The following is a 14,261-nucleotide window of genomic DNA, read 5'->3' as shown; positions in this document are numbered from 1 at the left end:
TTCACCTGCTCCTTTTACCCCATGTTGAAATAAATATTCGCGCGACGTATACGAGCATGACCCCAAGGGTAAAGACACAAAACGAAGGGAAGTAATATCGGCTGAGCAGATCTTGAAAAAGCATATCGCTGATTGGCAATAATGTAACAACAAACATGAGTAAAGCGCCCAGAATCATAGGCAACCACTTATACTTTTGCAATTTCCACAATTCGCTTAAGAGAAACAGCGAAAGCGAAACTCGAATGTACATACCGGATAACCATTGGTAAATCGAGAAAAAATCAACATGCTCCACATACTCGCCCAGTCGAACCATTCTCCATTGTTCGTAAGCGGGGTATCGTTGGTGTGCCGCTTCATCAGGGCCGTACATGGCAATTGAGCCCATCAAAGGGCCGAGTGTTAGCCCAGATAATATGATGCAAATAAGCATTAAGCTTTTGAAGCTCGGCCTCTTTGTTAACTGGTGCTGAAACAAGATCAGCACCATCAACTCCAACAATCCCCCAGCTGCGTAGGGAATACCTTTCCAAAGTGGAGGTGTCCCATTTTCGAGTAACGGAAAAAGCATGGTGTAGTCTTTAAACTGAAAGTTTGCAGCCATGACTAGGTCACCTAGAATAACAACAAAAGGTAACAATATCCCGCTTAAAATCGCAATGGTGCGAAGCCCTTGAAATGCCGCGAAGAAACATCCGACAAGCGTTGTTCCTGCGAGAACAAGCATTGGAGATTGAGGCATATAAGTTGCAATTGTCCATGTTATAGTGTCCTTAAAGGAAATGAGCCCCATAAACCATACAAGTACACTGTATAGGACAATCAAGGTTGCCGAGAGAAATCTTCCGAAATGTTGCTTTAACCAATCCCTAACATGCATTCCGTTCATGTTATTTAGAATATAGCTTAAAATGCCAACCCAAATTGGCGAAGCGATTAACACAAGAAGTACTACAAACCAGGCATCTCGCCCTGATGCACCGAGCAGTAACGGTATGATGATGACGTGGTTCAGTAAACCGACAGAAAGTATTATGATCATGTATGACTGTAAAACTGAAATTTTCGGCATCAACTCACCTTACCCTGTAAAACACTAAATGGAAGCAGTACCTTTACTTTTCCCATCTTCATCATCTTTATCCCAAATTTAAATAGAACTTCACAGCAATCACTCCCATATTGTCTAATTAAGTATGCATCGGTATACTAAATTTTTTGATTAAAATTCCGATTCTGACCATTTTAAGAACTTTACTCGGAGAGGATCAAGTGAAGCGAAATTGGGAACTGGAAGAGTTAATTGAGCATTTTACGTTTCTTCCTAACGAAATGCAGCAAATCGGCAATAAGTCAGGGGAGACTCGGTTGCGCGATTCCCCTTCCATAAATTCGAAGTGCCCAAAGCAGTCATTCAATACTACTGGCGATTCCGGGAGATGAAAGTTGTACCGCCTACGCCTGATCGCATTGAGCGACTTATCAGAACCGCAATCCGTACATTTGAGGAACAATTTTTCCAGGACACACTGGAAAAGTTGCCTACGGCATCTTTGTCCAAATTGGATTCACTCGTAGATCGTATTGCATTTCTGGATGAACACCAGGACGGCCCAAGCAGCGACAAGGTACTTCTTTCTTTTCATGAGCTAAAGGCGGATCCGGGCAAACCAGGTGTCGAAAGTGTGTTAAGAGAAGTAAGCAAGCTGCGAACGATTCGAAAACTGGAACTTCCGGATGATGATGGCTGCCTTCTTCTGGCTAAGGAGTATGGAGATAACGGACAATTTGATCGAACTGCTTATTCAAATCGTCCATCGGATAGGTGTGCGGGCAGAACGCAAAGTCGAAAAGGAAATCCTGAATGATTTACGCAAGCTAAGCAATAAGTATGGCATTTTATTCAACATGGCGCAGTCTGCCGTCAGTAATCCAGAAGGAGTACTTCGTGATGTCATTATCCCGGTCGTTAATGAGCAAACATTACGGGATTTGATAAAAGAAATCAAACACACCGGACCGGCTTACCGGGAGAAAATCAATACCATTATTCGGGCTTCCTATGGGAGTCACTACCGCCGTATGGTTCCCGAAATATTAGGAATCCTGGAATTCCGATCAAACAATGAAGTGCATCGGCCAGTGATTCGTGCATTGGAGCTGGTAAAGAAATTTTCAGATACTGGCTATCATTATTTGCCAATGTCTGAAGAAATCCCGATAGATGGTATAATCCTGACTGTTAATAAAGAAATCATTGTAGAGAAGGACGAGAAAGGCCAAGAGCGAATTAATCGGATGAATTATGAGATAAGCGTCCTGCAAGCTTTACGGGAAAAGCTTCGTTGCACGAAAATATGGGTTGCCGGAGCGAACCGGTACCGGAACCCGGATCATGACCTGCCAACAGACTTCGAAGAACGGCGGGAAGAAAATTATAAGGCTCTAAAGCAACCGCTGGATCGGAAGCATTCATTGCAACATTGAAGCAGGCCATGAAAGATGGATTAGAAAAGCTTGATGCCGGACTCCAGAAAAACCTAATGTCAGGATCACAGAGAAGGGTAACGGTTGGATCAGAGCAAGATCAACCTATCGCCGATAAAATCAGAAATACTTCGGCGCTGGCCTATGACGAGCCTCTTGGACATTTTCAAAGAGACCGATCTCCGCGTGGGATTTACAGAAAAATTGCTGTACGCGAACCGTTAGGCCGGGACATTCTTCAAAAGCGACTCATCCTATCACTTTATGGCCTTGGGACAATACCGGCTTGAAACGTGTGAGTGCCGGTGAGCATGGAGAGAGTTACAAAGACTTGCTGTACGTTCGTAGGAAATTCATTCACAAGGACAATCTTCGAAATGCGATATCCGAAGTGGTGAACGCGATTTTTCGCGTTCGGATGCAAGAGATTTGGGGCAATACCACGTCATCCTATGCATTCTGGTATGACTTTTTGGCCAGGCACATGCTATCCGACTGTGGCGTAGAGCAAGTATATGAGGACTTCTGCAACAACTGGGAGTGATTCGTTTCTGGACAACTTAAATGCTGTTTGCATAAATTTGGAAAGGCGGATGCCTGCATGTTACCAACATTCAGTACAAGCATTAAAAACTGGACTACCTCTGCCCCAAGACAACCAAATCGATGTAAAAATTACATCTGGGGCAACTGGGATGGGTTGAAACAATTTTGTTCGAAACCTGTCTGCATTAAGAAACAACCAGTATAAGAGAATGTCCATCTTCTTTTACTTGATCATGTTCGGTTATCTGCAAAGAATTCTTGCCCAGTGACTGGCATTTTTTCCGAGGACGCATATAATGACGTGATCTAACTTTGAGGAGTGATGAATCATGTCCGTTGCGGCTCAAACAAGTACAAAGAGTTTACCTCCCTTTTCCATATGGGGAGTTCATGCATCTGTCGCCGGAAGACCGGTTGTGTGGGGCAAACTAGTAATGCGTGTTTTGCAGGACCAGCAAATTCAAGGCACCATCCAATTTCGCGGAACGCCGATTCCGATTGAAGGAAGTTGGAATGAAAGCACGCAGCAGATCATGTTTCATTCCCCCTACGCCGCCTACTCCGGCCAATTAACCATCTATGACGATGTCAAGATTCAACTTCGGCATTTGGTTCTCACCGGACGTCTGCGGATGCTGCCCTCTTCTTTACAGGCGGGCGAATATGGAACCTGGGTAGCGACAACTGATATAAGCTTGGCGGGGTATAGCGGCTATATCCCACCGCAACCGCCTTCAACTTCGCTGCCGCCGGTCGGCGTATTTGTAACGTCGAATATACTGTATGGAAACTCGCGTATATAAAACAGGCACGTATTGGATGAAAAATGATCGGTATCCGGATAACGGAAAGGGGTGGATCGGTGGACGAAAATCAGATTCATCATGCAATCGAACAAGCCTATCAATTGATTGTTGAAGCACACCGCAACATGACTGACATTTGGCGCACTCACGTACTGTTTACGCGGCAATGGTGGTTTGGAGTAGGTTTATCGATATGCCCCTGGCTATTTGGATCGGATTTCGGGATAAGAGAGCTACGGGACAGTTTCTCCTATCCGGGTTTACAATGATTATCGTGTCATCGTGGCTGGACCAGCTTGGGATTGCCATGGGACTCTGGCATTATCACTGGGAAGTCATACCGTTCATGCCGGCCAATTTCCCATGGAATTTTTCACTTCTTCCCGTCTCGGTTATGTTCTTACACCAGTACAAGTCTGGCATCCATCCGTTGTTCAAAGCTCTCCTATTTGGGGATTTTCCGCTTTTGTGGCCGAGCCGGTTTCACAAATGGCCGATTTATACCACCCCGTTCACTGGAAACATACCTATTCTTTTCCTATCTATGTTGGGCTGTACTTGCTGGCTTCAAGCATTGCCAAGAAGGGCATAGATTGCGGTAAGTCTTTTCAGAAAGACTCTAACCCCTGACAATAGCCAATCATCAAATTTTACCATTCATTATTTTTCTGACGGGTTGACATATTACATATGGATGCCATTTCAGGAGGTGATTCAACATGACGGTAGCTTCTCAAGTGAAAACAGCTGTAGCTTCATTAAAAAGCGCACAGGCCAGCTTTGAACAGTTTGCGTTAAATACACAAAACCAGCAGGCCAAAACCACGTTCACAAATGCAGCGCAACAGACACAAAACATCATTGACCAGGTCACTCCACGGATACAACAAATTGAACAGGAAGAACCGCAGTATAAAGGGTTCTAAAAAAGGCCATGCCGATCTTTTCTCGGCATGGCTGCCACCTTTATCTTTATTCCCTCGTAGACGACAGGATTGGGAGGCTGATTTTCTTGGCATGGATAGCAGGATTATGGCTAGTAAATACGGCACTATTGATCATTATTGCGGTTCGGGAGGTGCGCCGCCCCGCCAAAGCGTTGACTTGGATATCAGTCGGACTTGTATTACCGATTATCGGATTCGTTTGTTACCTGTTCGTAACGAATCCTGTGCAAATGCGGCGGGACAAGCTCGTTTCTTCGCACAATAACCCGATAGCGTTGCCTTCAGCATGTGGTGACTCCGCTTTTGTTATCGCTCGGGCTTTGCAACCTTTGTCTGTCAGTGGCCTTCGAACCGGTTACGTCCAAATCCTCACGAACGGGATGGAAACCTACGGAAAACTCCTTCAATCAATTCAGGCCGCACAAAAGACAATCGATCTGGAATATTACATATACCGGAATGACCATATCGGTAAACGTATCACAGATGTGCTGATTGACCGCGCTTTATCCGGTGTGAACATTCGTTTTATAAGGGATGGCTGGGGAAGCCGGTCGTTTCCCAAACATGCGGTTCGCCGGATGATGGAAGCAGGCATTGAATGCAGGACCATCTTTCCCTTGCGATTCCCCTGGGTACTATCCAACTTGACATACCGGGATCATTGCAAGATCGTCATCGTCGACGGAAAGGAAGCCTTCATGGGAGGAATCAACGTTGGGGACGAGTATACCGGAATGAAGCCGGATGTCGATTTTTGGCGCGACACTCATATGCGGTTAACCGGCGAAACAGCGGATGATGTGAAAGCCGTTTTTGAGGCTCACTGGAAAATGGCGTCACCGGACATGCTCCATTTAACGAGAAAGGCAAAATTTCTCCCTGAATCCGCTCAACTTTCTGACGATAAAGCCATTCATCCATTTCCATCCGGCAAAACAGAACGAGGATACGGATGGGAATGGGGATCGGAGCTGGGAACGATGGAAGGCACCCACATGGGAAAAGCTTCCCCATCCAAGGATTCGCATAACGTCTATATACAGATATTCGAAGGCAATCCCGGGCTGCCTACTCCGGTCATTCGGGAAATGCATTTCATCTGCCTGACGCAGGCGACCCGAACCATCGACGTGACCAACCCTTATTTTATACCCGATGCGGATATCATGATGGCCATCAAAACAGCCGCGGCGCGTGGCGTTCGAGTGCGATTACTGGTGCCGCGCCAAGTGATTCCTAAAGTTGCAGGAGCTGCAAGCCGTACGTATTATGGCGAACTCGTGGAAGCAGGGATCAATGTGTTTCAGTACAACAAAGGGGTATTGCACGCCAAAGTCATGATTATCGATGGCGAGATTGCCGAAGTGGGTTCTTCCAACTACGATCTCCGTAGTTACCGTTTAAACTACGAAGTGTGTGCAGTGATGTATCATTCTGATGTGGCCCGGGAGCTTACGGAACAATTCGAACGGGATCTCGCCGAGGCTACTCCATATCGTTTGGAAGATCATATGCATCGTACTTCTTCCGAGCGCATGCTTGATCAAGCGGCGCGTTTGTTGTCTCCTTTGTTATAAATCTCGAAAGTTACATGGAATTGAATCGAAGTCCAGTTTCCACTGGCGAAAGGGGAGAAGGCTTCCAACGAAGACAAGTAATATCGGATTTGGGCTACCGTCTATGGTGCAAATATCACGCCCGGCATATAGTGTAGAAAAAAAGGAGCTGCATCATAGATGATCATGATGAAACCGATTGAAGTGGAAGGTCATCAGGTTATAAGTATCGAGGTCGCCCTGCCCAAAACAACACTTCTGGCCATCACAACCGATCACGGATATATCATGTGCGGAGCGCTTGATATTCGTTTGTTAAATGAGAAATTAAACGATCGCCGCATTGTGGCAGGACGCGCAACCGGGGTACGAACAATAGAGCAATTGCTGGATGCCCCACTCGATATGGAGACCACAGAGACGGAATTACGCGGAATTTGCCCTGGGATGAAAGGAGCAGATGCGCTTTTAAAGATGGTAAACGAGGTTAGTTAATTTTAAATCCATACTTAAGGAAAGTAGGGGGATTTTTTGTTAACGGGTCTGCATATTGTTTTCCTTGGAGGCGATGCCCGACATCTTGAAATCATTCGGTCATTCACAGACCTGGATGCAAATGTTGTGGTAATCGGTTATGAAGATTTGCACGAACAACTTCTTGAAGTTCAGCATTCCAAGCTTACGAGGGAGGTGCTTCGCAATGCTGATGTATTGATATTACCGGTTGTCGGTACAGACGACCATGGCAGAGTAGAGTCTTCATTTTCATCTGAAACGTTATTGCTGAACAAGGAATATATGTCTTCCTTGCCGAAACACGCAAAAGTCTGTACTGGCATAGCCAAGTCTTACTTGAGGAACCTTTGCGTGGAACTAGGAATAGATCTGATTGAATTATTCAGCAGGGACGATGTTGCCATATACAATTCCATTCCCACTGCGGAAGGCGCCTTATTGATGGCCATTCAACATACGGACATTACCATACATGGTTCGCGTTGTATGGTGCTGGGTTTGGGGAGAATCGGTCTTACGTTAGCCGGAATGCTTCAGCGCCTGGGTGCACACGTCAAAGCGGGGGTGCAGAAACCGGAGCAGTTTGCACGTGCATGGGAGATGGGGATTGAGCCGTTTTATACGAAAGATTTGTACGATGAAGGCGTAAATGTGGATATTATTTTTAACACGGTTCCGGAGCAAATCCTTACTTCTCGTGTGTTGACCCGTATTCCGCATCACGCTATTATTATTGATTTGGCTTCCAAACCAGGTGGAACCGATTTTCGTTTTGCCGAAAAACGTGGAATCAAGGCCTTGTTGGCACCAAGTTTACCGGGATTGGTCGCGCCAAGAACGGCTGGACGTATATTGGCGAGAACGTTATGTCAATTGATCCAGGACGAACGGAGTCAAAATCGAGAGCAAATGGATATACTTGCTTGTCCTTCCGGGTTATGAGATCGCGAACGATGGAACCGATCCATCGTTTTTTTTGAGTTTCAGCGTGCATCACTGAATAAACGGGGCAGGATTGTTCAGTCATTTACTCGAATACTTTGAAGAAAAAACATGCGGTCTATTTATTTGAATCATCGTGGAAGAAAATGTACACGGATCGGGGAATACGGAAGATTTTGGCCAAATATTTGGAGGAAGCTAAACTTGCTCAAAACCTGTCGCCACACAAGCTGCGTCATTTTCTGTTGACCTGGCTCAATAAACAGGGCATCGATGACGCACTCATACAGCCGTATTCCGGTCATGAAAGCCGGAAGTCATTGGAAATCTATTCGAAGCTTGCAATCACCGATGCCCAGCAGGAATATAACGAGGTTATCAATAAATTTCCCATTTAATTTACATCTACTTTGCCCTTGGTGACAGCTACGCTGGTACTACCCCCTTTCGTGAGGATACCATCCAAGATGCTGAAGAGGTAATCGATTGGCCATGCAAAAATGTGTTATTCCAGGATCACGACTTCGAACATTTGGTTGAGATTGTATACCGGCGATTTCGGGAGATAAAAGTTGTACCGCCTACGCCCGATCGCATCGAGCGACTTATTAGAGCGGCAATCCGTACATATGAAGAGCAATTTTTCCAAGCCACACTGGGCAAGATGCCCACGTCGTCTTTGTCTAAATTGGATTCACTTGTAGAGCGCATCGCATTTCTGGATGAAGAACAGGGCGGTTCAAGCAGCGACGGGGGACTTCTTTCTTTTCAAGAGCTGAAGTCCGATCCAGGCAAACCAGGTGTTGAAAGTGTGTTAAGAGAAGTAAGCAAGCTACGAACGATTCGAAATCTGGAACTTCCGGATGATCTGTTTCGTGATATCCCTCTTAAAGTATTGACCAAGTACCAACAGCGGACCGCAACAGAGGATCTCAGGGAACTTCGCCGGCATCCTGATCCGATCCGTTATACACTGTTGGCCGCCTTCTTCCGGCTAAGAAGTATGGAAATAACGGACAATTTGATCGAGCTGCTTATTCAGATCGTCCATCGGATAGGAGTAAGAGCAGAACGTAAAGTCGAAAAGGAAATTCTGAATGACTTACGCAAGGTAAGCAATAAGTATGGAATTTTATTCAACATGGCGCAGTCCGCAATCAATAATCCAGATGGAGTAATTCGTGATGTCATTTTCCCGGTTGTTAATGAACAAACATTACGGGATTTGATAAAAGAAATCAAACACACCGGACCGGCTTACCGGGAGAAAATTCATACCATTATTCGGGCTTCCTATGGGAGTCACTACCGCCGTATGGTTCCCGAAATATTAGGCATCCTGGAATTTCGATCAAACAATGAAGTACATCGTCCGGTGATTCGTGCGTTGGAGCTGGTCAAGAAATATTCGGATACTGGTCATCATTATTTGCCAATGTCCGAAGAAATTCCGGTAGATGGTGTGATCCGTACTGTTAATAAAGAAATCATTGTTGAGAAGGACGAGAAAGGACAAGAGCGGATTAATCGGATGAATTATGAGATAAGCGTCCTGCAAGCTTTACGGGAAAAGCTTCGTTGCAAGGAGATATGGGTGGTCGGAGCGAAGCGGTACCGTAATCCGGACGATGACTTGCCAACAGACTTCGAAGATCGGCGAGAAGAAAATTACAAAGCTCTAAAGCAGCCGTTGGACGCGGAAGCATTCATTGCAACGTTGAAGCAAGCCATGAAAGAAGGATTGGAAAAACTCGATACCGGACTCCAGAAGAACCCCAAGGTTCGGATCACGGAGAAAGGGAATGGATGGATCAGCTTGTCTCCGTTAGAACCACAAGCAGAACCGGTCAATTTATCACGTATAAAAGCAGAGATGCTTCGGCGTTGGCCGATGACGAGCCTATTGGATATTTTGAAAGAAGCCGATCTTCGAGTTGGATTTACGGAAAAATTCAAGACCGTTGCTGTTCGTGAAGCGTTAGGACGGGATACGCTGCAAAAAAGACTTATCCTATCCCTATATGGCCTCGGAACGAACACCGGCCTAAAACGTGTGAGTGCCGGTGAGCATGGAGAAAGCTACAAGGATTTGTTGTACGTCCGGAGGAAATTCATTCATAAGGACAATCTTCGAAACGCGATATCCGAAGTGGTGAACGCGATTTTCCGTGTTTGGATGCAAGAAATTTGGGGCGATGCCACGACATCCTGTGCCTCGGATTCGAAAAAGTTTGGCGCATGGGATCAAAACCTTATGACGGAATGGCATATTCGTTACCGCGGCCGTGGCGTTATGATTTATTGGCACGTTGAGAAGAACTCGACATGCATCTACTCGCAGCTCAAATCGTGCTCCTCCTCCGAAGTTGCAGCCATGATGGAAGGATTGCTTCGTCACTGTACCGAAATGAAAGTCGAGAAGAATTATGTGGACTCGCACGGCCAGAGCGAGGTTGCGTTTGCATTTTGTTATCTTTTGGGTTATCAGCTCATGCCTCGACTCAAGGCGATTCATTCGCAAAAGTTGTACAGGCCCGAGCCAGGCATGACGGATGCCTATCCTAATTTACAACCGGTACTGACCCGTCCAATCAATTGGGAACTGATTCGGCAGCAGTACGATCAAATGATGAAGTACGCAACGGCCCTGCGCCTTGGAACCGCCGAAACGGAAGCAATCCTGAAACGATTTACCCTTAATAACCTAAAGCATCCGACCTATCAAGCATTGGGGGAACTCGGCAAAGCGGTCAAGACGATATTCCTGTGCGACTACCTTCACTCTGAAGAGCTGCGTCGCGAGATCAATGAAGGTTTGAATGTTGTGGAAAACTGGAATTCGGCCAACAGCTTTATTTTTTACGGCAAAGACGGAGAAATTTCCACCAACCGGTTAGAGGATCAAGAGATGGCCGTATTATCACTTCACCTTCTGCAAAACTGTCTGGTGTACATTAATACCATTATGTTGCAAAGCGTCCTATCCGACCGTAAATGGTACGATATGATGACTCCGGAAGACTTACGGGCGCTTACCCCGCTGATATACACGCATGTAAACCCTTATGGTACATTCAGACTGAACATGAACGAACGCCTTCCGTTGGAAGAAGGTGTTATCGCGTGAGTGAGAGACGAAATCGCCGAAACGTAAAGCGAAGGAACTGTCCAAATATCTTCGTGGAGAAAGGCCAGATTATACCTATCTCAAAAGCTTGTTCCAGCATCTTAGAGCGGAACTGGAGATTGAGGTTCCAAAAGTAGCAAAGAAGCTTCCTTATGTACCTACAGAAGAGGAGCTTAAACGCTACTACGACGTGGTTTGGAAAGCGAAGAACTTTCAAGATATGATGATCGTCAAGACGCTTCTATATACCGGCGTTCGAGTAAGCGAGCTGATCAATATCAAGTTGTCCGATGTTGATTTCCACTACTGCCAAATCCGGATTAACAAAGGCAAAGGCAGCAAAGATCGCATTGTCCCCTTCCCTCAATCGTTCAAAGAAATGCTGGCTATGCACGCCGATTCGATGAAAAAGAAGCAGGGGGTTTACCTGTTCGAATCATCTTGGAAGAAAAAATATACGGATCGGGGGATACGAAAGATTCTGGCCAAATATTCGGAGGAAGCCTGCCTTGTGCAAAATCTGTCGCCGCACAAGCTACGACATTTCCTGTTGACTTGGCTCAAAAAGCAGGGCATCGATGACGCGCTCATACAACCGTACTCCGGCCACGAAAGCCGCAAGTCGTTGGAAGTCTATTCTAAGCTTGCAATCACAGATGCCCAACAAGAGTACAACGAGGTTATCAATAAATTTCCTATTTAATTACATTCACTTTGCGGGTGGTGTCAGCTTCGCTGGTACTACCCCTAGAAAAATAGATTTTGATCCGCGGCAACGGAACTGGTATAAAGACGCGGATGAACGCAACGGGGATGTCGTGATTACCACCCCTTATGTGGATCGGGCTACGAAAAAAGTGATTCTTACCGTCGCCAAGAAACTAAAGGATGGTTCCGGAGTGGTGGCTGCAGATTTATACATAAGTGATATTCAAAAACTTACGGAACAAGTCAAAATCGGGAAAAAGGGGTACGCTGCTCTTCTTGATAAAGACAGGAACTACATTGTTCACCCGACTGCGGAGAGCGGTTCAAAGGCTACAGAGAGCATCATCGATTTGATCTATCAAGTGGAGGTTGGTCATTTTCCCTATGAACTGAATGGTGAAAGCAAGGAAATGACCTTTGCCTCCAATGAATTGACCGGTTGGAAGATTGTTGGCGTAATGTTTTCATCTGAGGTAGATGATGCTGCCTCCAAGATCCTTCACGCAACCTTGTTTGTTTTGCTTGGAGCACTCCTGGCTGGAGCTGTGGTCATTTACTTTGTGACCAAAGCAATCATGAAACCAATTCGGGAATTAAAATAGGGAAGCTAGCCGAACAATCCCAAACATCGGCGAAGCAAATTTTTGAAATCCTGAAAGGGATTCAACATGATACCGAAAACACGGTACAAATCATGGAACAGGTTACCGACGAGGTCCAAAACGGCATCAACGTGTCGGAGGAGGCAATCGAGAAATTCCAGACGATTGTAACGAGCATGAGGGAAATCTCTCCCCAAATCGAGGCGATTTCAGTGACGGCCCATCAGATGTCCGACGAGGTCCAAGAGGTTTCAGCCGCAGCGGATCAGCTTGCCCTCTTTGCGAAAGAAAATGCCGCAACGTCAGAAGAAGTAGCGGCATCTACGGAAGAACAGCTCGCTTCCATGGAAGAGATCTCCGCATCGGCCAGATCCCTTGCTAACATGGCAGAGGAGTTGAAAGAGTTGATATCGACCTTTACCTACTAAGCAGGGGGAAATAGCTTTTCCGATAGTAAAATACGAAAAAGAATAAGGAAATAGACTCTTGACTAAAAATAAATTATGTGTTATGATTAAATATTTTATATTGATTATTATTGCGCGGCTGGTATACTACCTTTTAGAACAAAACGTTCGAAAAAGGAGGCTGCGCGCTTGAAGGAAAACCAGGTTAGTCTAACCTCAATCATGACGGCTTATATCCGGGCCTATCACTCCAGGAATGATACCCCAAAAATCTTTGATGACTTTCTGGCCTACGACATGATCCCGCAAGAAAGACGTACACTCATTGAACAGGGTTTGGCTGGTGCGCTTCAGTTGAAGCCGAATACTGACCAAGAGAATTCCTGGCGATTCTTCTTGCAATCCATGGGGCTGCCTCAAGTAATTAGCCGTTCAAGATATGCGGAAGATCATCTTGAAGTGGCTTACCAGCAAGGGGTGCAGCAGTATGTGATACTCGGAGCCGGGATGGACACCATTGCCTTTCGTCGACCGGAATTGCTGGAGAAGCTTCGGGTGTTCGAGATCGACCACCCAGCTACACAAGCCTTTAAACGTGAGCGTCTGGCTGAGTTGGGATGGGAGATACCTGCAAATCTGTCTTTCGTTCCGGTGGACTTCTCGAGAGAAAGCTTGTCAAAAGCACTCATGGGATACCGCTTCGATCCTCAGGCGAAAAGCTTTTTTAGCTGGCTCGGTGTCACTATGTATCTGACACAAGACGAGGTGTTCGAGACGCTACGTTCCATCACCGAGGTAGCCCCTGCGGGTAGCACGGTTCTTTTCGATTATTTTGGACCAGACGAAAATGCTTCACATTCCCAAGAGACGCGAGAAAATTTACAAAAGATCGGGGAACCGATAAAAACGTATTTCGACCCTTCGGAGCTGGCAACACAACTTTCTCATTTGGGATTGCGCCTCATGGAGAACCTCAGCCCCGCTGAGATCCAAAGCCGCTATTTTCAAGGGCGTACGGACGGTTATGTTGCATCCAAGAATGTATACTTTGCTAGGGCAATGATTGAACCCTCTACTCATGGAGCAAAACCATAGAACATGAGCACAAAGACGAACAGTAAGACGTATCCAATCACTGCTGCGAATAAGATGTACATCACGCTTAATAGGATGCTGAGAAACCAAGAAAGTCCTTTCCGTCTGAAAAAGCGGATAAACCCGAGCAATCCCGCGAGTAACAGCGGTACGATATAAAAATAAGCGAACAGGCTGACCCAGTTGAATAATGCTTGAAACGCTTCTTGGGGGACTGGACCTTCTGTCATATGATAGGTATTCATGATATACAGTCGGCCGCTAAAAAAGACGAGCGAAAGGATGCAATAGTAGACGAGAAGAGGTTTTACTCTAATCATGTCATTCACCTCGAGCGTAAGGATATAAGTATAGTAAAAGTGAACATGGAAAAAACAAAAAGTACCAACTTTCTTTGGTACCCAAGGGAACAGGTACAGGAGAAGGAGCCATGTGATATTGACTGCTTTTTCGAAAAATTGTATGCTCTATGTTAGACTGTGAAAAAATGCCAAGTGAGGGTATCCAGATGAAAAA

The 14,261-nt window shown here is 45.8% G+C and carries 15 protein-coding genes and 1 pseudogene; 14 read left to right on the top strand and 2 right to left on the bottom strand.

Features of this window, described 5'->3' with window-relative positions; translation table 11 throughout:
* Nucleotide 1 precedes the first annotated feature (1 nt).
* Nucleotides 2–1,075 (bottom strand): GerAB/ArcD/ProY family transporter, encoded by a 1,074-nt coding sequence (locus T458_RS38735; protein ID WP_023556424.1) that lies wholly within the window; start codon nucleotides 1,073–1,075, stop codon nucleotides 2–4.
* Between the two features lie 698 nt (nucleotides 1,076–1,773).
* On the opposite strand from T458_RS38735, the gene T458_RS56030 reads away from it, so the two are divergent.
* The 14 genes and pseudogenes from T458_RS56030 to T458_RS38670 all read left to right on the top strand — a co-directional run bounded on the left by T458_RS56030 (nucleotide 1,774) and on the right by T458_RS38670 (nucleotide 13,745).
* Nucleotides 1,774–2,490 (top strand): hypothetical protein, encoded by a 717-nt coding sequence (locus T458_RS56030; RefSeq protein WP_023556423.1) that lies wholly within the window; start codon nucleotides 1,774–1,776, stop codon nucleotides 2,488–2,490.
* A 286-nt stretch (nucleotides 2,491–2,776) separates the two neighbouring features.
* On the top strand, nucleotides 2,777–3,034 hold the full coding sequence (locus tag T458_RS57905) for a Tn3 family transposase (protein ID WP_023556421.1): 258 nt from the start codon (nucleotides 2,777–2,779) through the stop codon (nucleotides 3,032–3,034).
* A gap of 436 nt (nucleotides 3,035–3,470) precedes the next feature.
* Nucleotides 3,471–3,839, top strand: coding sequence for a hypothetical protein (locus T458_RS38725; protein ID WP_246000696.1), 369 nt, complete (start codon nucleotides 3,471–3,473; stop codon nucleotides 3,837–3,839).
* A gap of 169 nt (nucleotides 3,840–4,008) precedes the next feature.
* The gene (locus T458_RS57765; RefSeq protein ID WP_354702688.1) at nucleotides 4,009–4,434 is read left to right on the top strand and encodes a CBO0543 family protein; all 426 of its coding nucleotides are present in this window, start codon (nucleotides 4,009–4,011) and stop codon (nucleotides 4,432–4,434) included.
* A gap of 127 nt (nucleotides 4,435–4,561) precedes the next feature.
* Nucleotides 4,562–4,768 carry a DUF1657 domain-containing protein gene (locus T458_RS38715; protein ID WP_023556419.1) on the top strand — a complete coding sequence of 69 codons (207 nt, stop codon included), beginning with the start codon at nucleotides 4,562–4,564 and terminating at the stop codon, nucleotides 4,766–4,768.
* An 86-nt stretch (nucleotides 4,769–4,854) separates the two neighbouring features.
* Entirely contained in the window at nucleotides 4,855–6,369 is a 1,515-nt protein-coding gene (locus T458_RS38710; protein WP_023556418.1) for a phospholipase D-like domain-containing protein, read from the top strand.
* A gap of 159 nt (nucleotides 6,370–6,528) precedes the next feature.
* Nucleotides 6,529–6,843: a YunC family protein gene (locus tag T458_RS38705; protein ID WP_023556417.1), complete on the top strand. Its 315-nt coding sequence runs from the start codon at nucleotides 6,529–6,531 to the stop codon at nucleotides 6,841–6,843.
* A gap of 36 nt (nucleotides 6,844–6,879) precedes the next feature.
* Complete coding sequence (dpsA, locus tag T458_RS38700) at nucleotides 6,880–7,806, top strand: dipicolinate synthase subunit DpsA (protein ID WP_023556416.1); 927 nt, start codon at nucleotides 6,880–6,882, stop codon at nucleotides 7,804–7,806.
* A 98-nt stretch (nucleotides 7,807–7,904) separates the two neighbouring features.
* Nucleotides 7,905–8,204 (top strand): tyrosine-type recombinase/integrase, encoded by a 300-nt coding sequence (locus T458_RS38695; protein WP_023556415.1) that lies wholly within the window; start codon nucleotides 7,905–7,907, stop codon nucleotides 8,202–8,204.
* A gap of 47 nt (nucleotides 8,205–8,251) precedes the next feature.
* Nucleotides 8,252–10,933 (top strand): annotated as a pseudogene (locus T458_RS38690) (Tn3 family transposase); the annotation flags it as partial.
* A gap of 88 nt (nucleotides 10,934–11,021) precedes the next feature.
* Entirely contained in the window at nucleotides 11,022–11,636 is a 615-nt protein-coding gene (locus T458_RS38685; RefSeq protein WP_023556413.1) for a tyrosine-type recombinase/integrase, read from the top strand.
* Nucleotides 11,590–12,243: a cache domain-containing protein gene (locus tag T458_RS38680; RefSeq protein ID WP_084567943.1), complete on the top strand. Its 654-nt coding sequence runs from the start codon at nucleotides 11,590–11,592 to the stop codon at nucleotides 12,241–12,243. The genes T458_RS38685 and T458_RS38680 overlap by 47 nt, the downstream gene beginning before the upstream one ends.
* On the top strand, nucleotides 12,234–12,671 hold the full coding sequence (locus tag T458_RS38675; protein WP_084567942.1) for a methyl-accepting chemotaxis protein: 438 nt from the start codon (nucleotides 12,234–12,236) through the stop codon (nucleotides 12,669–12,671). The genes T458_RS38680 and T458_RS38675 overlap by 10 nt, the downstream gene beginning before the upstream one ends.
* A 168-nt stretch (nucleotides 12,672–12,839) precedes the next feature.
* Complete coding sequence (locus T458_RS38670) at nucleotides 12,840–13,745, top strand: class I SAM-dependent methyltransferase (protein WP_023556410.1); 906 nt, start codon at nucleotides 12,840–12,842, stop codon at nucleotides 13,743–13,745.
* Here the strand turns inward: T458_RS38670 and T458_RS38665 are convergent.
* A complete protein-coding gene (locus tag T458_RS38665; RefSeq protein ID WP_144083827.1) occupies nucleotides 13,727–14,065 on the bottom strand; it encodes a hypothetical protein in 339 nt (112 codons plus the stop codon). The genes T458_RS38670 and T458_RS38665 overlap by 19 nt on opposite strands.
* Between the last annotated feature and the right edge of the window lie 196 nt (nucleotides 14,066–14,261).

Source organism: Brevibacillus panacihumi W25 (genome assembly GCF_000503775.1).
Lineage (GTDB): Bacteria > Bacillota > Bacilli > Brevibacillales > Brevibacillaceae > Brevibacillus > Brevibacillus panacihumi_A.
Note: the sequence above shows the minus strand (reverse complement) of the source record. Positions and strands in the feature narration are given on the sequence as shown.

Bases quoted from the DNA above. Each gene is read 5' to 3' on its own strand.
- T458_RS56030 (WP_023556423.1), top strand. From the start codon at position 1,774: ATGGAGATAACGGACAATTTGATCGAACTGCTTATTCAAATCGTCCAT.
- T458_RS57765 (WP_354702688.1), top strand. From the start codon at position 4,009: ATGGTGGTTTGGAGTAGGTTTATCGATATGCCCCTGGCTATTTGGATC.
- T458_RS38665 (WP_144083827.1), bottom strand. From the start codon at position 14,065: ATGATTAGAGTAAAACCTCTTCTCGTCTACTATTGCATCCTTTCGCTC.
- T458_RS38715 (WP_023556419.1), top strand. From the start codon at position 4,562: ATGACGGTAGCTTCTCAAGTGAAAACAGCTGTAGCTTCATTAAAAAGC.
- T458_RS38735 (WP_023556424.1), bottom strand. From the start codon at position 1,075: ATGCCGAAAATTTCAGTTTTACAGTCATACATGATCATAATACTTTCT.
- T458_RS38705 (WP_023556417.1), top strand. From the start codon at position 6,529: ATGATCATGATGAAACCGATTGAAGTGGAAGGTCATCAGGTTATAAGT.
- T458_RS38725 (WP_246000696.1), top strand. From the start codon at position 3,471: ATGCGTGTTTTGCAGGACCAGCAAATTCAAGGCACCATCCAATTTCGC.
- T458_RS38680 (WP_084567943.1), top strand. From the start codon at position 11,590: ATGCCCAACAAGAGTACAACGAGGTTATCAATAAATTTCCTATTTAAT.